The organism is Kaistia granuli DSM 23481, assembly GCF_000380505.1.
Lineage (GTDB): Bacteria > Pseudomonadota > Alphaproteobacteria > Rhizobiales > Kaistiaceae > Kaistia > Kaistia granuli.
The window spans coordinates 138,594-163,591 of sequence record NZ_AQYH01000007.1 but is presented as its reverse complement, the minus strand read 5'-3'; the positions used below and the strand labels follow the sequence as shown (position 1 = coordinate 163,591).

Sequence of the window (24,998 nt, the reverse complement as noted above, 5' to 3'; positions counted from 1 at the left end):
CGTCGCGGATCTGGAGACGACGGCTCCGACATCCGTCGCCGACCTCGAAATCGTCCAATACGAGGGCGGCGCAATCCGGATCCATCGCATGGCGATGCCGCGGCTGAGGCTGTGAAAGCGCTGCTGAGACCGATCGCGACCGAGATCTGCGTCGATCTGTTCAACTCGGAGGGGCTCAAGAACACACAGCGGCTCGTTGCGGACGTCATTCGCGCCTCAATGCGCCACACGGCCTTTGGCAACTCGCTTTCTCAGCCAGAGTGCGGTCAATCGGCTTTGCGCGCTCTTCGTAAAGTCGGTTACGGCGCGGGGCGCTACGTGGACGGTAACCGGCCCTCCCTGAGCAGCGCCAGGCGGATCCAGGCAATGGACGATCGTATTCCCGCGCGACGGAAAGTGGCGCGAAATGGGACCGGGTGGGCTCGTCAACTGGCTGATCAGCATCGCCCTAGAAGGGCGCCGTGCGCCTATGGACGCTTGGGCGCGGTTCTGCGGGCAGCAAAGGTAGCTCATTGAAGACACGGACCGGCAAGGCTTCAACCACCTACTCACACGAAAAGTCTCGTCACTTGCACAGCCGCGAAGAAGACAAGACGACAGCGCCAGTCTCGCATCCTAACCAGAAGTATTGGAAGACTTCCGTCGGATAGCGATGTCAGCGAGGCGCTAGCTAGGCATGCATGGCCGCATCCAGCAGCGCTCCAATTCCGCATCGTGCCGGCGAACTCCGGCACCTATCACGAGGAAATCCGCTCTCCGGTGCCAGCCCGCGCCAAGGGCCGGCACCAGAGAACGATGCACGTTAGCAACGGCATCGATCGACGCGGTCAAAAGCGCGCTGTTGGCGAGGCCCGACAGGGCACCCGCTCGCTCTCGGCGACGGCCGAAAAGTCAGCAACTCACACAGACTGCACGCGCGGAACATACTTCGCACGCTTGAGAAACCGTCCCTCGCCCGGCGTACCGACATAATCGCGATCCTCGACGATGACCTTGCCGCGCAGCACCACCGTCTTCGGCATGCCCTTGACGCTCTTTCCTTCATAGGTCGAGTAGTCCATGGCGTTGTGCATGGCCGACTGGGTGATCGTCATCGACGCTTCCGGATCCCAGATGACGATATCGGCGTCAGAGCCGACCGCGATCGTTCCCTTCTGCGGGAACATGCCGAACACCTGCGCCGGCCGGGTCGCGACGAGATCGACGAACTGGGTCAACGAAATCCGGCCCTGATTGACGCCCTGATAGACCATCATCAGCCGCTCCTCGACGCCGGGCGCGCCGTTCGGGATCAGGCGGAAGTCGTGCAATCCTTCATCCTTGTGGCCCTTGTAGAGCCACGAGCAATGATCGGACGACACCGTCTCGAACACGCGATTGGCGAGAGCGTTCCAGAGGATTTCCTGATCCTTGACCTCGCGCGGCGGCGGCGTGAACACGAATTTCGCGCCTTCGAAGCCCGGCCGGTCGAGATCGTCCTTGGTCAGATAGAGATATTGCGTGCAGGTCTCCGCCAGCGCGTCGACGCCGCGCGCCTTGGCGCGCATCAGTTCTTCGAGCGATTCCTCGCACGTCATGTGCACGATGTAGATCGAGGTGCCGACGATCTCGGCCATGGCAATCGCGCGCGCGGTCGCCTCGGCCTCGACGCGTGGCGGACGGCTCAGGGCATGATATTTGGGCGACGTCTTGCCTTCGGCGATGAACTTGTCGCGCAGATAGTCGGCCGCGTCGCCATTCTCGGCATGCACCATCACCAACGCACCGGAATGCTTGGCCTGCTCCAGCGTCTTCAGCAGCGTCACGTCGTCGATCATGTTCATGCCGCGATAGGCCATGAACACCTTGAAGGAGGGGATGCCGCGCTCGGGCAGCGTCAGCAGCTCCTTGAACACTCCGTCATTCATGTCGAGAACGATGACATGATAGCCATAGTCGACCGCCGCCTTACCCTCGGCGCGGGCATCCCATTTGGCAATCGCCTCGGCCAGCGTGCCCCCGCGATCCTGGGCGCAAAAATCCACGATGGTCGTTGTGCCGCCGCAGGCGGCCGCGATGGTGCCAGATCCGAAATCATCGGCCGACTTCGTTTCCATATTGTTGGAATCGATGTGGGTATGAACGTCGACGCCACCCGGCATGACATAGCAGCCGGCGGCATCGATGATGCGCGCGGCTTCGCCGAATTCCCCGCCGATCTGGACGATCTTGCCGTCCTTGACGCCGAGATCGGCTCGCGAGATGCCACCAGCGGTGACGATCGTTCCATTTTTGACGATGAGGTCCATCGACAGTCTCCAGATTGGTTCCATGGGGCGGCGGCCGCCGGCGCGCGGAGGCAAATGCAGGGATCGTTCCACGCCAAAGCGCCGACAGCCGGCGGATCGACACGGGGTTCGAGCGGATCGCAGAATTCGGGGAGATGTTGCGAGACCGCATCCCCTCCTCCACCATTCCGACCTTGGGCGGACAAAGGTAATTCCGGTCCTTGGCGTTCCAATGCCACGGCCCGGCCACTTGACAGGCTTGGATCACTTTTCTACTAAAAGAACAACGTTCTCCCAGAGAGACTGATCGATCTTGCATCGACGGTCAAGATTATTTGCCGTTCGATCGAGAGCGCTGGCATGAGCCAGCTGCCGGGGACGAGCGTGTGCCGGTGAAGGAAACCGCTGTGCCGAAGACACCCAAGCCCGCCGCGCCCGACAGGGCCAAGCCGGACGAGATCAAGCCGGACAACGCCCAGACGGCGAATGCCAGGGCAGTTGCCTCTCCCTCGCCCTACACGACCTCGCTGCAGCAGGACGGCTCGCGCTGGCTGCTGACCGCCCAGGACGACGCGCCGCCGCGACGGCCGGCGCCCGGCCTAGTGCCGGCAGTGGAAAACGCCATCGCTATCATCAACTACATCAACCACACGCCGCCGCACCTCGCCTCGCTGACCGAACTGGCGACGACCCTCGGCATCACCAAGAGCCACTGCCATTCGATCCTGAAGACCCTGGTGCATTTCGGCTGGCTGCGCCTCGACAGCCGCGCCAAGCTCTACGAGCTGAACTCCGGCCTGTTCGCCAGCGCGTCGTCGCTGCTGGGCGCTCCCGTCCTGGATCGGATTCGACATGAACTGGGCAGCCTCGTGCAGCGCATCGGCTTTCCGGCCGTGCTGGCTCAGCCCCAGGCCGACGATTCGTTCGTCGTCGTCGACAAATTCAACAGCTTTCAGGCGATGGAGGTGTCCTATCCGATTGGCCACCACCTGCCGCGCGACGCGCCGGCCAACATGCGCGCTTACCTTGCCTGGAAGTCGCCGGCCGAGATCGACCAGTGGCTGGAGAGCTGGCAGCCGCGCCGCTATACCAGCACCACTCTGATGACCGCCGACCTGCTGAAGGCCGAGATCGCGGCGACGCGCAAGCGCGGCTACGCCCGCAGTGTCGGCGAACTGACCGAGGGCCTGATGGCTCTCGGCATGCCGATCTTCGACCGCTATGGCGAAGTCGCCTACGTGTTCACCTGCTCGGGCCTGCTGTCGACCGTGGCGCCGATCGAAGAGGCGCTCGCCCGCGAAATGATCAACACGTCGATCGCGATTAACCGCGCCGTGCTGGGCCGCATGCCGGCCGACTTCCCCAGCCTGTAGCTGCGGATATTGCCAGGGCACGCAATCCCGGCGAAGCCCCTTCGCCGGGATCGCGCCGCCTTGGCCCCGCCATTTCCTGAGCATGGCTGCATCAATTTTTCGCAAAACGCCGCCGGCCGTTTTCGCCTGATTGACAAGCGAGAAAGGCTCGATTTAACTGCATGTACTGTATGCGATACAAAATTCTACATAAAGAACATCGCATAGGGAAATCCACTGACCAGTAGGGCGTCGGCCGCATCGGCCGGCATACGGAGGTTCAACACATGATGGAAGCTACCCGTCGTAGGCTGCTGAAGGGCGCTGGCGCCCTCGCCGTGGCCGGAGTGATGGCAGCCGCGGTCGGCCTTGGCGCCACGGGCGCGGCATTCGCCGAAGGCAAGACCCTGAAGATCGGACAACTCGGCGTGATGAGCGGCGCCGAGGCTTCCTGGGGCTTGGTCAACAAATACGCCGCGCAGGCGACCGCCGACATGTGGAACGCCAAGGGCGGCGTCGACATCGGCGGCGAGAAGTACAAGATCGAGATCGTCTCGGTCGACGACCGCAACGATCCCAAGTTGACCGTTTCCGGCGCCGAGCGCCTGATGGGCCAGGAAGGCATCCGCTATGTCATCGGCTCCAACACCGATGTCACCGCGACCAGCATCCGGCCGATCGCCGAGAAGTACAATGCGATGTACTTCCCCTATGCCTCCAGCCGCAGCCTCTATACCAAGCCGGCCGAGAACGCCGTGATGGGCATGGTCGCGAGCTACCAGGTCGCCCCGGCGATCCTCAAGCTGCTCAAGGCCGAGCGTGGCGTGCAGAAGGTCGCCTTCGTCGCCCGCAACGACAGCGACGGCCTCTCCAACCGCGACGACGCGGTCAAGGCTGCCAAGGATCTCGGCCTCGACGTCGTCAGCGCCGACGCCACCTACGAGGCGAACGCCACCGACTTCTTCCCGGTGATGTCGAACGTCGTCGCCACCGCGCCGGACCTGATCTTCCTGCCGGCCTCCGCCCCGTCCAACACGCCGCTGCTGATGCGCGCCGCCCGCGAGCTCGGCTATGCCGGCCTGTTCGCCAGCGATTCCGGCCAGGACATCAAGGTGATCAACGAGATGGCCGGCGACGCCGGCAACGGCCTCGTCTCGATCGGCGGCGCCTCGGCCGACGCGATCCGCAGCGAGTACATGGATGAGTTCATAAAGGCCTACACAAAGGTCGCCGGCGAGTGGAACGACGAAGCCGGCACCAAGGTCTATGCGCTGGAGGTGATCCTCGCGACGCTGCAGGCAACCGGCCCCGCCGCCATCGATGACACCAATGTCTTCAAGGCGGCGATCCCCGGCTTCTCGATGAAGAACCCCTTCCTCAAGGAAGACAGCAAGCTGACCTTCACCGGCGAGGCGGATTACGGCCAGAAGCGCCAGATCGGCGTGCCGCTGGTTCTGACCGAGACCAAGGACGGCCAGTTCACGACGCTTGCCATCGGCCAGGTCGACTGATCCGTCCCTGAGACATCTTCCCAACGCGCTCGATCGAGGAAACGCCATGGAACAAATCCTGGTCAACGGGGCCATTCTTTCGGCGAACTATGCGCTGATCGCGCTGGGTATCACGCTGATCTTCGGCATCATGAACGTCCTGAACTTTGCCCATGGGCAGATGTTCATGATCGGCGGCCTGATCGTCTACACCGTCTGCGTCGTCTTCAAGCTGCCCTATGCGGTCGGCCTACTGGCGGCGGCGGTGGTGGTCGGGCTGATCGGCATGCTGCTGGAGCGCACCCTGTTCCAGCGCGTGATGCGGATCTCCAGCCGCGAAGAAAACACCATGCTCCTCGCGGTCGGCACCGCTTTGCTGCTGGAAAACATCGCGCTCTTCATCTTCGGCGAGAAGCAGCGCGGCATTCCACCGATGGTCTCCGGCGTCTACCGTCTTGGCAGCGCCTTCCTGCCCGCCAACCGGCTGCTCGTCTTCGCCATCTCGCTGGCGCTGATCGCCGCTGTGCTGCTCTTCGTCAACTTTACCCGCCAAGGCCGGGCGATGCGGGCTCTGGCGCAGGACCGCACGGCGACAATGCTGATGGGCGCCGACGTCAACCGCATCAGCATGCTGGGCTTCGGCCTCGGCGCGGCGCTGGCCGGCATCGCCGGCGGCCTTCTGATCTCGGTCTCGGGCGTCAATGCTGGCATCGGCACGGCCATCTCGACCAAGGCATTCATCATGATCATGATCGGCGGCGCCGGCGTGATCGGCGGCGCCCTGCTCGGCGCCGTGGCGCTGGGGTTCGCCGAGGCGATCGGCTACGCGCTGTTCCCCGGCTCCGTCACCTATCTGCTGATCTTCACGGCGCTGATCCTGTTCCTGCTGATCCGGCCGCAGGGAATCATGGGCAAGCCATGGGGCTGACAAGGCTGCCGAACGGGGCGGCGAAACCCCGCCCCTTCTTCTTCCGCCTCCTCCCTCTTTCGATCGAGCTCTAAGGACGCACCATGGCGACCTCCACTGAAGCGGCGGGCACGATCGGGGCCACGTCCCCGGGCAGCCGGAAGGCACTGATCGCGATCCTGCCGCTCGCGATCCTGCTCTATGCCGTCGTCCCCCTCATCCTGCGCGGCCAGCCCTATTGGCTGAACGTGATGACGAACGCCGCTATCCTTTCCTTCGGCAGCCTCGGCGTCTGGGTCACCTTCGCCATCGGCCGGGTCAACATCGCCCAGGGCGCCTTCGCGCTGCTCGGCGGCTACACGACGGCGATCCTGTCGACGGTGTTTGGCCTGTCCTTCTGGCTCTGCCTGCCGCTGTCCGGTGTCGTCGCGGCGCTCGTCGGCACGCTGATTGGCTGGCCGCTGCTCCGGCTCCGCGGCATCTACTTCGCCATGGTGACGCTGAGCCTGACCGAAGCGATGCGGCTGCTCTTCCTCAATACGGTGACGCTGCATGACGGCGGCGGCGTGCTCAACATCCCGCGCCCCGCCGGCATCGACACGCCGCTCGATTTCTACCTGTTCGCCGCGACCCTGCTTCTCGTCGGCTACCTCGCGGTCTGGCGCCTCGCCGGCAGCCGGATCGGCTGGGTGTTCCGGTCGATGCGGCAGAACGAGGAACTTGCCATGTCGATCGGCATCAACGTTGCGCGCTACCGGGTCTTCGCCTTCGCCTTCTGCTCGGCGATGGGCGGCATGGCCGGCGCCTGTTTCGCCAGCCTGCAGCAGAACATCTATCCGGCGACCTATACGGTGACGGATTCGATCAACTTCATGCTCTACTGTTTCCTCGGTGGCCTCGACTTCGTGCTCGGGCCGATCGTGGGCACCTTCGGCCTTATCATCGCCTTCGAGCTGCTACGCTCGATCCAGGAATACCAGGCGCTGCTCTATGGCGCGCTGATGATCCTTGTGATGCTGTTCCTGCCGAACGGGCTGCTCAGCCTGCCGTCGATCCTCGGGCGCTTCTGGAGGTCGAGCCGATGAGCTTCCTCAAGGTGGAAGGCCTGACCAAGCGCTTCGGCGGACTGGTGGCGGTCAATGGCGTCTCCTTCGACGTCGAACAGGGCGAGATCCTCTCGGTGATCGGCCCGAATGGCGCCGGCAAGTCGACGCTGTTCAAGCTGATCGGCTCGTTCATGACGCCGAGCGCCGGACGGGTGCTGCTCGACGGCACACCGATCAGCGGCCTCAGTCCGCACCAGGTCGCCCGCATGGGCGTGGTGCGGACCTTCCAGGAAACCACGGTGTTCAAGGAGATGACGGCACTGCAGAACGTCATCGTCGCCCATCAGCTCGGCCATGCCGCCGGACCGGTCGGCGCCTTCTTCGCCAGCCCCGCCGCCCGCGCCGACGACCGTCGCTCGCGCGAGAATGCCGAGGAGATCCTCGCCTATCTCGGCCTCGGTCATGTCCGGCACGAACTGGCGCGCAACCTGCCGCATGGCTATCTGCGCACGCTCGGCATTGCCATTGCGATGGCGGCCAGCCCACGCATCCTGCTGCTCGACGAGCCCTTCGCCGGCATGAACCCGGAAGAAACCGACCGCGCCGTCGACATGGTCGAGGGCATCCGCCGCCGCGGCATCACCGTCCTCCTCGTCGAGCACGACATGCGCGCCGTGATGCAGATCAGCGACCGGATCGTCGTCATCAGCTTCGGCTCGAAGATTGCAGAGGGAACCCCGGCGGAGATCCGGGACAACCCAACCGTCATCGAGGCCTATCTCGGCCAGGACGACGAGACGATCGGACACTGACATGGCGGGAAGCAGCATGCGATATTTCGAGGCCCGCGGCCTGACCGTCAACTATGACCGCGTCCGCGCCATCGCCGATGTCGGCCTCGCCTTCGACGAGGGTAAGGTTGCCTCTCTGATCGGCGCCAATGGCGCGGGAAAGAGCACGACGCTGCGGGCGATCACCGGCCTCGTCCCGCTCGCCGCCGGCGAGATCTGGTTCGACGGCGCCCGCATCGACCGTCTCCCGGCGCCGCGCCGGGTCGAGATCGGCGTCGCCATGGTGCCGGAGGGCCGGCGCGTCTTCCCGCAGATGAGCGTGCGCGACAATCTGCTGATGGGCGCCTATGCGCGCAAGGATCGGGGCGCCATCGCCAGCGACCTCGAACGGATCCTGACCCGCTTCCCCCGCCTGAAGGAACGCCTGCGCCAAGGCGCCGGCACGCTGTCGGGCGGCGAGCAGGAGATGCTCGTCATCGGCCGCGCCCTGATGTCGAAGCCGAAACTGCTGCTGCTCGACGAACCCTCGCTCGGCCTAGCGCCGCTGGTCGTACGGGACATCGCGAGACTGATCATCGAGGTCAATCGCGACGAGGGCATGAGCATCGTGCTCGTCGAACAGAACTCGCGGATGGCGCTGCGCGTCAGCCAATACGGCTACGTGCTGGAAACCGGCCGCATCGCGCTCGAAGGGCCTTCGGACGCTCTGCTGAACGACCCCAAGGTCAAGGAACTCTATCTCGGCGGCTAAGCCGCCCTCCATCGAACCATCGAGGATTTTGGAATGAGCAGGAAGATGATTCTCGCCGTTGGCCAGCAGGGGCCGATCCAGCGCGCCGACACGCGCGAGCAGGTCGTCGCACGGCTGATCGAGATGCTGAAGGAAGCGAAAGCGCGCAACGCCGACTTCATCGTCTTCCCCGAGCTCGCCCTGACCACCTTCTTCCCGCGCTGGTACTTCACCGACGAGGCGGAACTCGACTTCTTCTACGAGACGGAGATGCCGGGGCCGGCGACGCGTCCGCTGTTCGAGAAGGCGGCCGAGCTCGGCATCGGCTTTACCATCTCCTTCGCCGAGCTGGTGATGGAAGGGACGACCAAGCGGCGTTTCAACACCTCGCTGGCGATCGACAAGTCCGGCAAGGTCGCGGGCAAGTACCGCAAGATCCATCTTCCCGGCCACAAGGAATACGAGGCCTACCGGCCGTTTCAGCACCTGGAGAAACGCTACTTCGAGAGCGGCGACCTCGGCTTCCAGGTCCATGATGTCGACGGCGCCAAGCTCGGCATGTTCATCTGCAACGACCGCCGCTGGCCGGAGACCTGGCGCGTCATGGGCCTGAAGGGCGCCGAGATCATCTGCGGCGGCTACAACACCCCTCTGCACAACCCGCCCGTGCCGCAGCACGACCAGCTGAGCTCGTTCCACCATCTGCTGTCGATGCAGGCCGGCGCCTACCAGAACGGCGCCTGGGCGGCAGCTGCCGGCAAGGTCGGCATCGAGGAGGGCTGCATGCTGCTCGGCCATTCCTGCATCGTGGCGCCGACCGGCGAACTGGTCGCCATGACCAACACGCTGGAAGACGAGGTGATCACCGCTGCCGTCGACCTCGATCGCTGCCGCGAGATCCGCGAGAACATCTTCAACTTCGCGCTGCACCGCGAGCCGAAGAACTACGCGATCATCACGGAAGAACAGGCCCGATAATGCGCATTGTCGTGCTCGGCGCCGGGGTGATCGGCGTGACCACGGCCTGGTATCTGGCCGAGGCCGGCCACCAGGTCACGGTCATCGAGAAGAACACCTCGGCCGGGCACGGCACCAGCTACGCCAATGCGGCGCAGATCTCTCCGGCGCTGTCTTCGCCCTGGGCCTTTCCCGGCCTGATCGGCAAGGCAGCATCATGGATCTTCGCCAACCACGCGCCCCTGGTCGTGAGCCGCATGCCGGACTTCGCAATGAGTCAGTTTCTCTGGCGGATGTGGCGAGCCTCCAGCCTCGATCAATACATCGCCGCGAAGCGCAACATGGTGCGGCTCGCCGAATATTCGCGCGATTACACCGATGCGTTGAGAGAGGAAATCGCCATTGAGTATTGGGGCCGACAGAAGGGTCTGGTCGTTACGTTCCGTGACACGGCGCAAGCCGAGGGCTACAAGCGCGACCTCGCCGTGCTCGACGAACTGGGCGTGCCGCATCGAAGCCTCAAGCGCGACGAGCTTTTGACGCTGGAACCCAATATCGACCCCGCGAGCAGCGGCATCATCGGTGGCGTGCTGCTCGAAACCGACCAGAGCGGCGACTGCTTCCAGTTCACGCAGGCTCTGGCAAAAGCCTGCGCGGCGCGCGGCGTCTCCTTCCTCTATGGCCGCGCGGCCGAAAGGCTCGTGATCGAGCGCGACAAGGTGGTCGGCGTCGTCGCCGAGGCTGAGACGATCGAGGCGGATGCCGTCATCGTCGCGCTCGGCATCTGGTCGAAACGCCTGCTCGAACCGCACGGCATCAACGTGCCGATCTATCCGGTGAAGGGCTATTCGCTGACCGTCAGGGCGGATTCCGACGCTATCGGGCCGATCAGCACCATCACCGATGAATCGATGAAGGTCGGCCTCACCAACCTGAAAAGCCGCATCCGCGTCGGCGGCACGGCGGAGCTCGCCGGTTATGATTTCTCTAGGCCGGAAAAGCGCTATGCCGGCCTGATCGCCTCGCTCAAGGGGCTGTTTCCGAGAGTCCCCGATGCCGCCATCGCGTCGGCAGAACGCTGGTCCGGTCTTCGCCCGGTCACGCCGGACGGGCCGCCGCGCATCGGTCGATGCCGTTATCCCAATCTCTACCTGAACAGCGGCCACGGCACGCTGGGCTGGACCATGGCCTGCGGCTCCGGGAAGGCGCTCGCAGACCAGATCTCCGGCAAGCGCTCCGATGTCGATCTCACCCCCTTTGCGCCCCATTGACCCAACTCCGAGGCACCGCGATGAAGATCAAGGTCATCAACCCCAACACCACCTGGTCCATGACCGACAAGATCGGCGAGGCGGCGCAGGCTGTGGCGGCGCCCGGCACCGAGATCATCGCGGTGTCGCCCGCCATGGGCCCCGTCTCGATCGAGGGTTTCTATGACGAAGCCTTCGCCGCTGTCGGCGTCATCGACGAAGTACTGAAGGGCGAGGCCGAGGGTATCGACGGCTATGTCATCGCCTGCTTCGGCGATCCGGGCCTCGCCGCCGCGCGCGAAATCGCCCGTGGCCCGGTAATCGGTATCGCGGAAGCCGCGATGCACGCCGCCAGCCTGATCGGCAACGGCTTCACCATCGTCTCCATGCTGGAGCGGACGCGGGCAACGATGGAACATCTCGTCCACGCCTACGGCATGACCCACAAGTGTCGCAACATCCGCATGACCGACCTGCCGGTGCTGGAACTGGAAGAGGAAGGCTCCAACGCCCGCGCCATCATCGTCGAGGAATGCCGGCGGGCGCTGGCCGAGGACCACTCCGACAGCGTGCTGCTCGGCTGCGGCGGCATGTCGGACCTGATGGCGCATATCACCCGCGAGATCGGCGCCCCGGCGATTGATGGCGTGTCCTGCGGCGTGAAGCTGGTGGAATCGCTGGTTTCGCTTGGACTGGGCACGTCGAAGCGGCAGAGCTACGCCTATCCGGTCGAGAAGGTCTACACCGGCAGCTTCAGCCAGTATTCCCGCCCGGCCATGAAGGTCTGAATCGATGCGAGCGATCATTCTCGACCGTCCCAGCGAGGATATTAACGCGCTCCGGATCGGCGAGGTGCCGAAGCCGGAGGCGGGACCGGGCGAGGTTCTGGTCGCCGTTGCCTATTGCGGCTGCAACTTCGCCGACACGATGATGCGGAAGGGAATCTATCCCCATCCCAAGGGGTATCCGCTGGTCGCGGGTTCGGAGCTGTCAGGCGTCGTCTCGGCGGTTGGTCCCGGCGTCGACGCCTTCGCTGTAGGAGACCGAGTGGCCGGCTTTGTCGAGAATGCCGCCAGCTTCGCCGATTATTGCGTGGCGCCGGTCGAGCGACTGGTTATCGTGCCCGCCACCATCGACCTGAAAGTCGCCGCCGCCTTCTTCGTGCAGTCCCTTACCGCCTGGCACCTGCTGCACAACGTCTCGAAGATCCAGCCCGGCGAAACAGTGCTGGTCCACGCGATCGGCGGGGGCGTCGGCCTCTACCTCACCCAGCTGGCCACCATGGCCGGCGCGACGGCACTTGGGACCGTCGGCACGGCCGGCAAGGAACAGCGCGCGCTCGACTATGGCGCCTCCTTCATCGTCAATCGCGGCGAGAAGGATTTCGTCGAGGCGATCCTCGCCTTCACCGGCGGCAGGCCGGTCGACAAGCTGTACGATTCGACCGGCGGCAGCATCCTCGATCGCAGCTTCGCGCTGATGCGCCGACTTGGTCATGTCGTCAGCTATGGCGAGGCGGAGGCGAAACCGTACGACAATCTCTGGGCGCAGCTGGTGCTGCGGTCACTGACCTTCACCCGTTTCCATCTCGGCCATGCCGACTTCGCCTCCGAGATCTGGCGACGCGGCGTTGAAACCGTGTTCGGTGGCGTCGCCAACGGCACGATCCAGGTTCCGATCGAGCAGGTGTTCGCCTTCGAGGACGCCGCCGCGATGTACCAACGGCTCGAATCCCGACAGGTCGCCGGAAAGCTGGTGCTCGAGGTGGACACGGCACTTTGACCGCCTCCGATCGCAGGCAGCAAATCAGGACTCCCAGAGGAAGCACCATGCAAATCGACCGCAAGACGAAGGGCATTCCAGGCCTGAGCGAAGCCTTCGACAGTGCCCGGATCGCCGATAGGCGCTGGAACGTCCTGCGCCAGGACATGCCGCTGCCACTGGCTCTACTGCGCGAAACGACGCTTGATGGCAACGCCGCCTGGATGCGCGCCTTCTGCCAGGATTCCGGCGTCGCGCTGGCCCCGCACGGCAAGACGACCATGTGCCCGCAATTGTTTCGGCGCCAGATCGCCGACGGCGCCTGGGCGATCACGCTCTCGACCGCCCATCAGGTTCAGGTGGCACGGGAACACGGCGTCGGCCGCATCCTCGTCGCCAACCAGCTCGTCGACCCGGCTTTCATCGACTATGTTGCCGATCAGCTCGCGACGGATGCCGGATTCGACTTCCTTTGCCTGGTCGATTCCGTCGAAGGCGTCGAGATCCTCAACGCTCGGGCAAAGCAGCGTCTCGGCTCACGTCGGCTCGGCGTGCTGGTCGAAATCGGCGCGGCCGGCGGCCGCACCGGCGTCCGCTCGACCAAGGAAGCTCTCGCTGTCGCCCGCGCCGTGAAAGCGTCCAGCGTGCTCGAACTTCGCGGCATCGAGGGGTTTGAAGGATCGGTGCCGGGTGCCACCTCGACGCGGGTCGGGCCGGTCGAACGATTCCTCGACGCGATCCGCGAAAGCGTGCTCGCCGCCGACGCCGAAGGCATGTTCACCAGTGACGAAATCGTGCTGTCGGCCGGCGGTTCGTCCTACTTCGACATCGTCATCGACCGTCTCGCGGGCCTCAGACTGTCCAAGCCGGTTCGCCTGGTGCTACGCAGCGGCTGCTACATCGCGCATGACGACATCCTCTACACCGATCATTTCGCGCATATTCGCGAGCGATCGAAGAACGCGAGCCATACGCATGGCAGGCTGGCGCCGGCGATCGAGGTTTTCGCCTACGTGCAGTCGATCCCCGAGCCGGGCCTCGCCTTGTTGACCGCAGGCAAGCGCGACCTCTCCTATGACGCGCACCTGCCGGTGCCGCGCCGGCATTTCCGCCCCGGCCGCGACAGAGCACCGACGAGACTCGATTCTGGCTACACCATTGAGGCGCTGAACGACCAGCACGCCTATATTCGCTTCCCGGCGAATGCGGATCTTTGCGTCGGCGACATGATCGGCCTCGGCATCTCCCACCCCTGCACCACCTTCGACAAATGGGACGTGCTCTACGGGATTGATGACGACTACAACGTGGTCACCGCCTACAAGACCTACTTCTGATCGCCCGCATGGGAACACGTCGCGCGGCCGTTGCCGCACGGCCCAAGCTCCGGCCCGCCCGGTCCGACCGATCGGTGCTTCCTATCCCTGCGGAGTAGGCACGCCACCCTTTCCGCGCAGCATGATCTTCCAGCCGGAGGCAGCCAAGGCCAGTACGGCTTAGCAAATAGGGCAAGGGGAGCAGCAATTCGCTCGGCAGGCCAAAGCCATGGCCCATGGCCGCCTTCGATATCAAACTGGAAACGACCGGCAACCACGAAATATCATCACGCCAATATGCATCTCGATGCCTGGCTACGGCACGGCCCGATTTTTCTATTTGAAATACTTAGAACATCACAGCATATCTACATAGATTCCCTGAAGACTTCCATTCCAGCCAGCTATCCAACGAGGGAGACCCGCAGTCTTCGACTGCTCAAGACTGGATGCCCGACACCCGGCATTGACAAGTCCCTAGGCTAAATCAATAGCCTAAGTTGGATCGTCAACGAAACGACGCGATACAACACGCTCGGATCGAGGACCATCGGAAATTGATCCCACGAGCGGGAGAGAAAGACAGAATGTCGAGCCGCTCTCGTCGCTGGCGATCAGCGTGAGCTCGCCGCCATGCTGTCGCGCGATCTCCCTTGAGATGTAAAGCCCCAATCCGGAGCCATTGGCCCGCTGTCCCCCTGCGCGATAATATTTTAGGAAGATGAAGGCATGGAACTCGGGCAAAACGCCGGAGCCCTGGTCGGTCACCTTCACGAACACCACGCCTTCGTCGACTGAAAGCCGGACCGTGATCGGGCTCGGCGGATCCGAGTATTTCAGGGCATTCTGGACCAGGTTCTGAAGCGCGATTTCCAGGAGATAACGGTCGCCGCTCACGCGCGCCTCATTTCCTGGAATAAACGTAACCCGACCGACGGCATCGTCATCCAGTGCCGCTTGCGCGATCCGGAGGATCTCGTTGAGATCGAACGTTTCGACGATCGCGCGCGGCGCCTCGGTAGCGTCGAGCCGATCGCCAGCCAGGACATTCTCGATCAGCAGGGTCATGCGCTTGACCGTTTGGCGAATCCTGGAGGCGCGCGTCCGGACGTCCTCGGCGCCTTCGGGTGCCGAAATCGACAGGTTGTCGGCGGCGGCGGCGATCACGGCCAGCGGGCCGCGAAACTCGTGCGAGACGACCGCCAGGAAGTCCCGTTGCTGGGAAAGGGCATCATTGACCGAGTCAAGCGATTGCCGGAGCTTGGTCTCCAGGATGTGGCGGCGATCCACCTCGTCCTTGAGCGTCGCGTTGGCATCCGACAGTTCCGTCGTCCTCTCGCGCACCTTGATCGTCAGGTCGCGCTCGGCCGCCTTGGAGATTGCGAGCACGCGATCCTGTTCCGCTCGCAAGCGACGCTCGCTAAGCTGGGCGGCGATACGGCCGCACAAGAGGATGAGGGCGAGGCCGAAACCTGCCACCAGCCCCGTCGTTACGAGATGCTGCGTGCGCATCGGCGCCAGTTCTTCCAGCGCCGCCAGCGTCAGCAGCTGGTACGGCGTATTGGTCAGAGACTGGCTCCGCAGGAGATAGGGCCTGCCCTCGATGAGCCACTGGTCGGCCGACGCTGTGTTGGCCATCGCACGTATCTCCAGGGGATTACCCGGCACTTCCTCGCCGTCCGGCGGCAGGACTGTGCCCGGAGGCAGGAGAGCCGCCACGTTGCGGAGCATGAAGGGTTCGGACGAGGTGGTGATCACGCGTCCCTGACGGTTCACGACCAGGGCTACGTGTCGTCCCGTCAGGTAGTGAGCCACGTCCGGCGCGTCGAACTTCACCGTGACCGATCCCTGCGGAACGCCGTTGGCATCATCGATTCGGCTGGCCACGAAATAGGACGGGGTTTTGTTGATGCGGGCGATTCCGAACGAGGAGCCGGTGCCGTGGCGAAGGGCATCGTCAAGGTAGGGCCGGCCCGAATAAATCATGCCGACGATGCTTTCCGGCTCGGCCCAGTTGCTGGCCGTCACGGTATCACCCGACATGTTGTTCATGTAGATGCGTGCATAGCGAAGATCGGCCGCCAACGCATTCATAAAGTCGCCAACCTGCCGTACCAGCGGATCGCGCGTGAATTGCGCCGCGCGCTGCTGACGCGTCAGTTCGGCGGCGCCCGGCGGATCGGTGAGGTAGCGGGTTGCGAGTTCGATAACCTGGGCCCGGTTCGCCACCATGTTGGCCATGCTGACCATCTCATTGAACAACCGGTCCATGACGCGCGTGGTTGTGATGGCCTCATATTCAGCGCTGGCTGCCAGGCTATTAAGCTGCGCCGTCATCGTGCGCTGCGACATCCACCAGCCCGTGCCGGCCACCAGCGCCAGCCAGGTCACGGCAGCGATCAGCGTTACCCGGCGCACGACGAGCAGCTGCCGCTTGCGCTGCAACAGCGCGCCGCTTCCTCCGTCGCCCCCCGGAAGACCAATATCCAAAACAGCTTGATCCGGCCCCATACCCGCCACCGACGTGCTCACGTTTTTGCTGTCTCCAGAATTAGCCGAATGCAACCTCGGCGTCTTCAGCGCCATACATTCAAGAGCAAGCTAAACAAATCGTCGGCCGAATCCGAAGGGGCCAAAAACATTCGGTAGCCCATGCGCCGATTAGCATGATCTTCCTCAACGAGGAAAATCCAGTTCTTCACTCATGCAAATTAGGGTGATTCCGGAACTGAATTGCCTCAAGGCCGCCAAGTGAAATCAAGTGTCAGGAAGCGCCAGTTACCGAAATTGTGGTGAATCGCGTTAACAATTACGCAGGGCATTCGTAACGCTTTCGATTATTTCGATCCCAAGTCAAAACTGGCCGGTGCGTATCGCGGGACAGACAAGAAGAAGAATCGCGAGCCGACGGGGTCGGTGCAGTCCGGCTACACCACGCGAACTCTGAGTTCCATTCAGCCCCGGGGGCCACAACCGAATGAGACAACATCAGAGCAGACTGTATATAGGCTGCTCGGTTCTCCCCCTTACCGCCGTTTTCGGTAGTTCGTACGCCGGGGCCGCCGACGTGGCGGAATCGTATGGCGGTGGCCATGTCGAGCAATCCGGTCCGCGGCGCAGTGGGGTGGGCGCCACGGCGATGGGGCAGACGCCCAGCAATGATCAACTCTACAGGATGATACTTGACCTTCAGAAGGGCCAACGTCGCCTGGAAGCCGAACTGCAGGTGGCCCATGCCGAACTGGCTGCGGTCAGGTCCGCATCCAACGCCATTCAGGGACAAATCTCCGCGCAGGCGGCCGGAGGGCGAATGATGGTGGACTATGGCGGCGAGTCGCCGCCAAGCCGGTCGGCGGTCGCTGCGCCGAATTTCCGCATCGGTGGTGGCGGCGGCAATGGTCGCCATGCGGGCTACGGCTACACGGAGGGATCGCTGGCTATTCCGCTCGGCGAGCGCGGCGGCGTCCAGATCGACGCGCTGGGCGGCATTTCGCAAGAGAACGGCTTCGCCGGCTCCGCCGTGCACCTGTTCACGCGCGACCCCGAGAAGGGCGCGATCGGCGCCTATGCCAGCTACCTCTACGGCAACGGCTCCTATAAGGACGGCGGCGACTACGAGCAGGGCGTCTCGCAAGCCAAGGTCGGCGTCGAGGGCCAGCTCTATCTGGACCGCGTTACCCTCGAAGGCCTCGCCGGTGTCAACTGGGATTCTCTGGACGACAGTGCCGGTCTGTTCGCCGAGGGCCGCGCCAACTGGTACGCCACCGACAACTTCAAGGTGAATGCGGGCCTGCGCTACGCCGATGCGTTTGGCGGCGACAGGACCGAAGTCGTTGGCGGGGCGGAATACCTGACCCAGTTCACGACCGGTACCGCCGCTTCGATCTTCGGCGATGTCGCGTTCGATGTCGGCGGCAGCGACCGCGGTGGCAGCGACGTGACCGCCATGGGCAGTCTTCTCTTCCACTTCGGCACCGGCAATAAGTCGCTAATCCGGCGCGATCGCGAAGATTACATGCCGACCTATCTCGGTCGCGATGCCGGCGATCTGCCGCGTTCCGTCAATGTCGTCGCGCGGCCGGGGGCCCCAGGAGCCCCGGAGCTCCTGGGCCCCCCCGAGCGGAGGGACCGACCGGCCCGCCCGGAACGAGCGGAACGGACGGCCTGCCAGGATCGGACGGCGCGCCGGGAGCGCCGGGGCCGACAGGGCCGGAGGGTCCGGACGGACCGCCCGGACCGCCAGGCGCCTGAGCGACAGCATTGTACTCGGGAAATCCATCGCGGCAGCTTGCCCTGATGGTCGTTTCCAAGACGTATGATGGACGGGAAATTTCGGTGCCCCAACTGGTGGATTACGGCGTGTCGCACAAGGCTTGCTCGTCTCGTGCGCCATGCGCCAATCTTCGTCGAAGCTGAGATGGCCGGGCCAAGCATGGCAATGGACACTTCATGCGCCAACTGTCGAGAGCAGAAAATGGCCCCGCCCCGCCTAGAATGCATGATCCAGTCGCCCAATCCGCCGACCCTCGTCCCGGCTCCGAGCCAGCGCGACTGGATGGATGCCACAAACGAGCATTTCGCCTATCGCTGCACCCCGCTATCGACGTACCGGTAGGAGACCCTGCGGAATCTTGACGATCGATGCATGGCATCGAGACCGTTGACGGGGAACCACGTCCGCGAACGTCCTGAATGGTCCGTCGATCACCTGGCGCGGTGTCGCGGTACGCGCCTCGAATTATTGGAATTGTTGCGTTGGAGATCCGTTAATGCCCGGAGAAGCACTCAAGCAGGGCCGCGTCGCCCTCTCTCCCCTTGTCTACCTCGTCGACGATGATGAGGATTTCCGGGAGGAAATGCTGCTCGGCCTGACCAGACTGGGCTTGAACGTGCACGGATTTCGCGACGCGGCTGCCCTCTACCGGGCCTTTGCGGCCAAGCCGTCTGATATCGTCATTCTCGACATTGGCCTGGAGGGCGAGGATGGCCTGTCTATCGCTAGCCATCTGCGGGCCTCGCAGTCCGTGGGGATCGTGATGGCGACGGCAAGGGGCTCCGTCGAGGACCGGGTCAATGCGCTTGAAAAGGGCGCGGATGCCTATCTCGTGAAGCCGATCGACATTCGCGAGCTTGCCGCCACGCTGGTTTCGCTCAACGAGCGCGTGAAGCGCCAGATCGTGCCCTCGCCGCCACCCACGCCGCAATGGGCGCTGGTGGAAAGCGGATGGGTACTGACAGATGGGCTTGGCCATCGTCTCCGTCTCACCGCGTCGGAGAAGCGATTCCTCGCGCGCCTGTTCGATGAGCGCGGCAAGACCGTCGAGCGCCGCGCCCTCGTCGAGGCGCTCGGCGCGGACATCTACGACTTCAACTATGCCCAGTTGGACACCCTTGCAAGTCGCCTGCGCCGGCGGGCCGAGAAGTGCGACATGCAGCTGCCTTTGCATGCAATCCGCGGTCAGGGATTCGCCTTTCCCGAGTAAGATCGCCCGCCCTATCCAGATTTCGCAAATTATATTTGCCAGACGATGATTTAGGCCGGCAAAACACAAGTTTTTGGCAGGTGTCAGGGAGTGAGAGTATCTGACATCTACTGAAATTGTGAAGTTTCATCCTGACAACTAATTATGGAGCGGGGAAGAATTCGCATTGGCGGATTCGAATGAGACATGCAGCGAGGCGTGTTGCGGAATCCGCGATGGCAACCTTGCATGCAGGCGGGGTCGCAATGAGCCTAGATCTGTTCGAAGGACTTGCCGGGCCGAGACACTTTCGTTCTCCGCAACTCGGCCAACCCATTTTCACAGTGGGGACTTCAGCCAGTGCCCCCTTCGTTCTTCACGATACCCATGAGGTATCCGAGATCGAAGGTGTCTTCGTCCTTTCCCTGGCTTCTATCCGGAGACTGCCCTCCCCGACCTTGCGCGATCAGCACGCTCGATCGAGCCGTGCAGGCCGATGCGTTGCGCGCCGGAAGCCTTCTGCCGGGATGCCGATCCGCTCCCCGCACGCCGGATATCAACGTCCGTTTTCAGGCCGGTCGAACGGATAGCCGCAAGTTCCCGCGCCTCTCCCGCCCCTGACCTTTCTTCATCACCAAAACGTTCAGGACAGCAGCATGCCCAACACTCCCGCAATCCCTGCCAGCGAACAGTCGCAGGGGCGCTCAAGTCAGGATGCCGGCTGGCGTTCGCTACTCATTCGGGGTGGTCGCATGCTCAAGTTCAAGGGCATCGTCGGCAGCGTTGCGCCGCAACTTGCCTCGGCCGGACTGGTCGCGCTGGGCGTCGTCGCATTCTCCGGCTCCGCGGCCCTCGCCGGCTCGTGCAGCACGACCGACAACATCAATTTTACCTGTGAGGATCCGGCGGGCGCGCCCGGCACCGACACGCCGATTTCGATCGATAATCCCGGCACGACCACGGTGACGACCGATCAGGGCTTCGGCATCGATGCCAACGGCACCGCCATTACCATCACGGGCAGCGGCACCGGCGACATCTCCTTCACGGATACCAACGCATCCGCGATCACCGGCACAGGACACGGCATCTACATGTACGGCGCCAACGCCGGTGCGATTGGCGTCGCCACCAACGGTGTCATCACCGCCGGCAGCACGGGTATCCTGGCTACGATGGGCGGGAACTCCGCCGGTCTGACCATTGATGTCAACGACATCAACGCGGATGGCTACGGCATCAGTTTCAGCGGCAACGCCGGCACGGGTGATGTGTCGATTACTGCCCATGACATCGCGTCGGGCAGCAACGGCATCCATTTCGACAACGGTCCGCAGACGCACGACTTCACCGTCGACGTCAATAAGATCACGTCCACGAACGCCAACGGCATCTACGGCTTCTCGAGCGGCACCGGCGACACCAACATCACGGTGCACGACTCCATCACGGCCGGCACGAACGGCATCTGGATCGATATCGATCCGAGCCTTGCCGCAGGCGCGACGACCATCGATGTCGGCAACATCTACGCCGGCAACGAAGGCATCAATCTCGAGGCGAATGCGAACACGACCGATCTCACGATCAAGGTGAACGACGTTACGTCAGGTGCCAGCGGCATCCGCTTCAACACCTGGGGTTCCGGCGACGTCTCTGTTACTGCCAACGATATCGACTCAGGCTTTATCGGCATCTGGCTCGACACGGACTGGACCACGAAGGATCTCACCATCGACGTGAACAGCATCACCGCCGGTGACGACGGCATCAATGCGTTCCACAGCGGTGACGGCACGGTCAATATCACGGTGCGCGACTCCATCGTCTCCGGTGACGATGGCATTGAGTTTTATGCCGATAACGCCGCTGTCGGGAAGGTCAATATCACTGTCAATGACGTGAAGGGCCGCGACAACGGCGTATATGTTGGCACGTCCTCTGCTGCCCTGGCGGACCAGACTCTGAATGACCTCAATGTCACGACCACCGGCCATATTGAGGCTGGCGATGGTTGGGGCATCTGGACCCAGACCAATGACAACGTGCTGACCAACATCACCGTCAAGAATGGCTCTGTCATCGAGTCGGCGAGCGGTCACGCTATTGGCAACTACATCGGCGACAGCCATGTCATCATCGAGAATGCCATCGAGATCGTTGATGACCCCAATACGGTCGAGGTCGAGAAGAACAGCGTCAACGGCCGCGTGCTCCTGGGATTGGGCGGGGATCGCCTGGATCTCCATGGCGGCTTCTCCGGCATCACCGAGGTGAATGGCGGCTATGGCGGCACCAACAGCGACGACATTCTGAACCTGTACGATGCGAACAGCACCTATAACGCCAACAACATTGTCGGATGGGATGTCTTCAACGTCAGCAACAGCTACCTGACGCTGGACGGCCCGCTGGGCAACCTGTACGTCGGCACGGCAGGCGTGGCGGGTACCGGCATTTTCCTTACCAATGGATCGACGCTGGAAAGCAACCAGCACGGCCTGAACATCTGGGGCAACCTCACGCTGGATGCCGGCACCACCTTCCTCAGCGACGTCAATGACGACGCAGGCAATCCCGGCCGCGGCGATACGTACATCACGGGCTTCCTCACCAATGGCGGCACGATCTCGATCGCCGATGGCGCTGCCGACGACGATCTCAAGGTCAACGGCCTCTACACGGGTAACAATGGCACCCTGGTTGTCGACACGGTGTTGGGCGGCGACACTTCCGCCACCGACACGATGACCTTCCTGGGCGGCACGGCCGTCGGCAACACGTCCGTCGTCGTGAACAATATCGGCGGCACCGGCGCCCAGACGGTCGAAGGCATCAAGATCATCAACGTCAGTGGTGCTTCCGACGGCGCGTTCTCGCTGGTCGGCGACTATGAGATCGCCGGTCAACAGGCGGTGCTTGGCGGCGCCTATGGCTACACGCTGTGGAAGAACGGCATCTCGACCCCGGATGACGGCGACTGGTACTTGCGTTCGCAGCTTGCTCCGACCGGCTCGAACCCTGGCGGCCTGCTCTACCAGCCCGGCGCGCCGGTCTTCGAGGCCTATGCCGGCGTCCTGCTCGGCCTCAACAGCCTGTCGACCCTGCAGCAGCGCGTCGGCAACCGCTCGTGGAGCGGCGGCGCGGTGGACACGGACTCCAAGCTGGCCGGCGAGCCCCTGTCGAGCATCGAAGGTCGCGGCATCTGGGGCCGCATCGAGGCAGCCCATACCTCGATCGACCCTGCCGTCTCGACCACGGGCTCCAACTACGACTTCGACACGCTGAAGTTCCAGGCCGGCGTCGACTTCTCGGTTCTCGAAAACGAATCCGGCAAGCTGATCGGCGCCGTGACCGGTCACTATGGTCATGCCTCGGCGGACATCTCGTCCTCGTTCGGCAATGGCTCGATCAGCACGGATGGCGCGGGCTTCGGCGGCACGCTGACCTGGTACGGCAATAGCGGCTTCTATGTCGACGGCCAGGCACAGGTAAGCTGGTATGACAGCGATCTCGGCTCGGACGTTCTGGGCAACCTCGCCTCCGGCAATGACGGCACCGGTTATGCCCTGTCGCTGGAGACCGGCAAGCGGATTGGCCTCGACAACGGCCTGTCGCTTACGCCGCAGGCCCAGTTGGTCTACTCCTCCGTCGACTTCGACTCCTTCACGCAGACCTATGAGGGTCGGGACATCGCCGCGGTCTCCCTGCTCAACAATGACAGCCTGCGTGGGCGTCTCGGCATGTCGCTCGATCAGAACGAGTCCTGGCGTGGCGAAAACGGCCTAGTTTCGCGCAGCCACATCTACGGTATCGCCAACCTCTACTACGAGTTCCTCGACGGGACCTCGGTCGATGTCTCCGGTGCGACGCTTGCCAGCCGCGACGACCGCTTCTGGGGCGGCGTCGGCCTCGGCGGCTCCTATGACTGGAATGACGACAAGTACTCGATCTATGGCGAGGGCTCGATCAACACCAGTCTCCAGAACGTCGCCGACAGCTACGACCTGAAGGGCACAGCCGGCTTCCGCGTCAAGTGGTAGCCGCGCGGCAAGGCCAGGACTGAATGCAACGAGACGCCGGCCGGCAAGGCCGGCGTCTTTTTTTGGCGGGATACGAGCAGAGAAGGACATGGCGATGCATGTGGTTTTGGTGATTGGCGGTGGGATCGTGCTGCTCTGCTTGTTCCTGCTATTCGGCAAGCTCTGGGGCGGGGCGGCGCCCGATTTCGCGCTCGCTGTGAAGCTATTCATCCCAATCTGGGCGCTGATCGCGATAATCAATCTCTGGGTCGGCGTCACCCGCGCTGGCTATTCGATGAGGGAAGAACTGCCGATTCTGGTCCTGGTGTTTGCGACCCCGGCAATTCTCGCCGGGGTAGCTTTCTGGCGGCTGGCACGGTGAGAGGACGAACTTGAGCGGACAGACCAACCAGCACTCCTTGTTGCGCCGGCGCGACGGCCACCATGCCCGCGTCACCTACGAAGAACTCTTCTTCGATCTCGTCTACGTCTTCGCCGTCACGCAGCTCAGCCACGAACTGCTGCATGACCTGACGCCGACAGGCATCCTGCAGACGCTGATCCTGTGGTTCGCGGTCTGGCTCGGCTGGCAATATACCTGCTGGGTCACCAACTGGTTCAACCCCGAGACGCCGCCCATCCGCGGCCTGCTCTTCGCCAGCATGGCGCTGGCCCTGGTGATGGCCTCGGCACTCAGCGACGCCTTCGGGGATCGGGCCCTCGTCTTCGCCGGCGCTTACGTCGCCATGCAGGTCGGGCGAACGGCGTTCATCCTGCTTTCGCTCGGGAGCGATCATCCGCTCGCCGCCAACTACCGGCGGATGCTGGGCTGGCTCGTCATTTCGGCCTGCTTCTGGATCGCCGGCGGCCTGTCTGAATCCTGGATGCGCGTCGGCTTCTGGATCGTCGCGGTGCTTTGCGAATATGTCTCGCCGATGTTCGGCTTCGCCCTTCCGGGCCTCGGCCGCTCCTCGACCCGCGACTGGACCATCGAAGGCGGCCATCTGGCCGAGCGTTGCCAGCTGTTCGTCATCGTCGCACTGGGCGAAACCCTGCTCGCCACCGGCGCCATGCTGGCCGGCACGGAAACGTGGGACGTTTCGGTTATTTCGGCCATGCTCGCGACCTTCGTGGGCACGCTCGCCATGTGGTGGCTGTATTTCGGGACGTCGAGCAAGGACGCCACCGATGCGATCACCCATTCCGACGATCCCGGCCGGATCGGCGCTTCCTTCCACTATGTGCACGCCATCCTGATCGCCGGCATCATCGCGACCGCCGTCGGCAACGACCTCGTCATGGCGCACCCGCATGAGGGCGTGAAGCTTGCCTACGGCCTCATCCTGTCGCTCGGTCCGATCCTCTATCTGGCCGGCAGCGCGATCTACAAGAAGGTGGTCTACGGCACGGTTCCGGTCTCGCACATCGTCGGCGCCCTGGTGCTCGCGGCCCTGATCCCGGTCCTGCTCAACACCAACCTGCTGATCGCGGGGTGGCTGACCAGCGCCGTCATGCTCGGCACCGGCCTGTGGGAAAGCCGAATCCGACGCGTCTGCGCTGACATCCACACCGTCTCAGATTGACAATGGCGAGGACGCCAATGAGCAGTTATCGGTCAACACCGTCACGACATTGCCCCATGTCCGC

19 protein-coding genes are annotated in these 24,998 nt (G+C 63.5%); 17 read left to right on the top strand and 2 right to left on the bottom strand.

Annotated elements, in window-relative coordinates:
* Positions 1-899: 899 nt before the first annotated feature.
* The gene (gene hydA / locus G342_RS0110695; RefSeq protein WP_018183133.1) at positions 900-2,288 is read right to left on the bottom strand and encodes a dihydropyrimidinase; all 1,389 of its coding nucleotides are present in this window, start codon (positions 2,286-2,288) and stop codon (positions 900-902) included.
* Between the two features lie 386 nt (positions 2,289-2,674).
* On the opposite strand from hydA, the gene G342_RS0110690 reads away from it, so the two are divergent.
* The 11 genes from G342_RS0110690 (at position 2,675) to G342_RS0110635 (ending at position 13,888) form a co-directional block, all read left to right on the top strand.
* The gene (locus tag G342_RS0110690) at positions 2,675-3,640 is read left to right on the top strand and encodes an IclR family transcriptional regulator (protein WP_018183132.1); all 966 of its coding nucleotides are present in this window, start codon (positions 2,675-2,677) and stop codon (positions 3,638-3,640) included.
* A 266-nt stretch (positions 3,641-3,906) separates the two neighbouring features.
* Positions 3,907-5,130 carry an ABC transporter substrate-binding protein gene (locus tag G342_RS0110685; RefSeq protein WP_018183131.1) on the top strand — a complete coding sequence of 408 codons (1,224 nt, stop codon included), beginning with the start codon at positions 3,907-3,909 and terminating at the stop codon, positions 5,128-5,130.
* 46 nt (positions 5,131-5,176) lie between these two features.
* Complete coding sequence (locus G342_RS0110680) at positions 5,177-6,037, top strand: branched-chain amino acid ABC transporter permease (protein WP_018183130.1); 861 nt, start codon at positions 5,177-5,179, stop codon at positions 6,035-6,037.
* 83 nt (positions 6,038-6,120) lie between these two features.
* The gene (locus tag G342_RS0110670; RefSeq protein ID WP_018183129.1) at positions 6,121-7,101 is read left to right on the top strand and encodes a branched-chain amino acid ABC transporter permease; all 981 of its coding nucleotides are present in this window, start codon (positions 6,121-6,123) and stop codon (positions 7,099-7,101) included.
* Complete coding sequence (locus G342_RS0110665; protein WP_018183128.1) at positions 7,098-7,874, top strand: ABC transporter ATP-binding protein; 777 nt, start codon at positions 7,098-7,100, stop codon at positions 7,872-7,874. Before G342_RS0110670 ends, G342_RS0110665 begins: the two co-directional genes overlap by 4 nt.
* A gap of 16 nt (positions 7,875-7,890) precedes the next feature.
* The gene (locus G342_RS0110660; RefSeq protein ID WP_018183127.1) at positions 7,891-8,604 is read left to right on the top strand and encodes an ABC transporter ATP-binding protein; all 714 of its coding nucleotides are present in this window, start codon (positions 7,891-7,893) and stop codon (positions 8,602-8,604) included.
* A gap of 33 nt (positions 8,605-8,637) precedes the next feature.
* Positions 8,638-9,561: an N-carbamoyl-D-amino-acid hydrolase gene (locus tag G342_RS0110655; protein ID WP_018183126.1), complete on the top strand. Its 924-nt coding sequence runs from the start codon at positions 8,638-8,640 to the stop codon at positions 9,559-9,561.
* On the top strand, positions 9,471-10,811 hold the full coding sequence (locus G342_RS0110650; protein ID WP_083931198.1) for a D-amino acid dehydrogenase: 1,341 nt from the start codon (positions 9,471-9,473) through the stop codon (positions 10,809-10,811). The genes G342_RS0110655 and G342_RS0110650 overlap by 91 nt, the downstream gene beginning before the upstream one ends.
* Positions 10,812-10,831: 20 nt before the next feature.
* A complete protein-coding gene (locus tag G342_RS0110645; protein ID WP_018183124.1) occupies positions 10,832-11,578 on the top strand; it encodes an aspartate/glutamate racemase family protein in 747 nt (248 codons plus the stop codon).
* A gap of 4 nt (positions 11,579-11,582) precedes the next feature.
* Positions 11,583-12,572, top strand: coding sequence for a quinone oxidoreductase family protein (locus tag G342_RS0110640; RefSeq protein WP_018183123.1), 990 nt, complete (start codon positions 11,583-11,585; stop codon positions 12,570-12,572).
* A 47-nt stretch (positions 12,573-12,619) separates the two neighbouring features.
* Complete coding sequence (locus G342_RS0110635; RefSeq protein WP_018183122.1) at positions 12,620-13,888, top strand: amino acid deaminase; 1,269 nt, start codon at positions 12,620-12,622, stop codon at positions 13,886-13,888.
* Positions 13,889-14,362: 474 nt separating this feature from the next.
* Here the strand turns inward: G342_RS0110635 and G342_RS0110630 are convergent, their stop codons facing one another.
* Positions 14,363-16,399 carry a sensor histidine kinase gene (locus tag G342_RS0110630; RefSeq protein ID WP_245557257.1) on the bottom strand — a complete coding sequence of 679 codons (2,037 nt, stop codon included), beginning with the start codon at positions 16,397-16,399 and terminating at the stop codon, positions 14,363-14,365.
* 535 nt (positions 16,400-16,934) lie between these two features.
* Here G342_RS0110630 and G342_RS26560 point away from each other — a divergent pair.
* The 6 genes from G342_RS26560 to G342_RS0110605 all read left to right on the top strand — a co-directional run bounded on the left by G342_RS26560 (position 16,935) and on the right by G342_RS0110605 (position 24,934).
* The gene (locus G342_RS26560; RefSeq protein WP_156830887.1) at positions 16,935-18,164 is read left to right on the top strand and encodes a hypothetical protein; all 1,230 of its coding nucleotides are present in this window, start codon (positions 16,935-16,937) and stop codon (positions 18,162-18,164) included.
* Positions 18,165-18,182: 18 nt separating this feature from the next.
* A complete protein-coding gene (locus G342_RS26595) occupies positions 18,183-18,482 on the top strand; it encodes a DUF6065 family protein (protein ID WP_342665161.1) in 300 nt (99 codons plus the stop codon).
* A gap of 154 nt (positions 18,483-18,636) precedes the next feature.
* Positions 18,637-19,350, top strand: coding sequence for a response regulator transcription factor (locus G342_RS0110620; RefSeq protein ID WP_018183119.1), 714 nt, complete (start codon positions 18,637-18,639; stop codon positions 19,348-19,350).
* Between the two features lie 731 nt (positions 19,351-20,081).
* Positions 20,082-23,372 (top strand): autotransporter outer membrane beta-barrel domain-containing protein, encoded by a 3,291-nt coding sequence (locus G342_RS25255; protein ID WP_018183118.1) that lies wholly within the window; start codon positions 20,082-20,084, stop codon positions 23,370-23,372.
* 88 nt (positions 23,373-23,460) lie between these two features.
* A complete protein-coding gene (locus G342_RS0110610) occupies positions 23,461-23,733 on the top strand; it encodes a hypothetical protein (RefSeq protein ID WP_018183117.1) in 273 nt (90 codons plus the stop codon).
* Between the two features lie 10 nt (positions 23,734-23,743).
* Positions 23,744-24,934, top strand: coding sequence for a low temperature requirement protein A (locus tag G342_RS0110605; protein ID WP_026304315.1), 1,191 nt, complete (start codon positions 23,744-23,746; stop codon positions 24,932-24,934).
* Positions 24,935-24,998 lie beyond the last annotated feature (64 nt).

Excerpts from the sequence above, each read along its gene's own strand:
- G342_RS26595 (WP_342665161.1), top strand. The coding sequence starts at position 18,183 with ATGATGGACGGGAAATTTCGGTGCCCCAACTGGTGGATTACGGCGTGT.
- G342_RS0110610 (WP_018183117.1), top strand. The coding sequence starts at position 23,461 with ATGGCGATGCATGTGGTTTTGGTGATTGGCGGTGGGATCGTGCTGCTC.
- G342_RS0110670 (WP_018183129.1), top strand. The coding sequence starts at position 6,121 with ATGGCGACCTCCACTGAAGCGGCGGGCACGATCGGGGCCACGTCCCCG.
- G342_RS0110680 (WP_018183130.1), top strand. The coding sequence starts at position 5,177 with ATGGAACAAATCCTGGTCAACGGGGCCATTCTTTCGGCGAACTATGCG.
- G342_RS0110685 (WP_018183131.1), top strand. The coding sequence starts at position 3,907 with ATGATGGAAGCTACCCGTCGTAGGCTGCTGAAGGGCGCTGGCGCCCTC.
- G342_RS0110640 (WP_018183123.1), top strand. The coding sequence starts at position 11,583 with ATGCGAGCGATCATTCTCGACCGTCCCAGCGAGGATATTAACGCGCTC.
- G342_RS0110645 (WP_018183124.1), top strand. The coding sequence starts at position 10,832 with ATGAAGATCAAGGTCATCAACCCCAACACCACCTGGTCCATGACCGAC.
- G342_RS0110620 (WP_018183119.1), top strand. The coding sequence starts at position 18,637 with ATGCCCGGAGAAGCACTCAAGCAGGGCCGCGTCGCCCTCTCTCCCCTT.
- G342_RS0110655 (WP_018183126.1), top strand. The coding sequence starts at position 8,638 with ATGAGCAGGAAGATGATTCTCGCCGTTGGCCAGCAGGGGCCGATCCAG.
- G342_RS0110665 (WP_018183128.1), top strand. The coding sequence starts at position 7,098 with ATGAGCTTCCTCAAGGTGGAAGGCCTGACCAAGCGCTTCGGCGGACTG.
- G342_RS25255 (WP_018183118.1), top strand. The coding sequence starts at position 20,082 with ATGCTCAAGTTCAAGGGCATCGTCGGCAGCGTTGCGCCGCAACTTGCC.
- G342_RS0110635 (WP_018183122.1), top strand. The coding sequence starts at position 12,620 with ATGCAAATCGACCGCAAGACGAAGGGCATTCCAGGCCTGAGCGAAGCC.
- G342_RS0110660 (WP_018183127.1), top strand. The coding sequence starts at position 7,891 with ATGCGATATTTCGAGGCCCGCGGCCTGACCGTCAACTATGACCGCGTC.
- hydA (WP_018183133.1), bottom strand. The coding sequence starts at position 2,288 with ATGGACCTCATCGTCAAAAATGGAACGATCGTCACCGCTGGTGGCATC.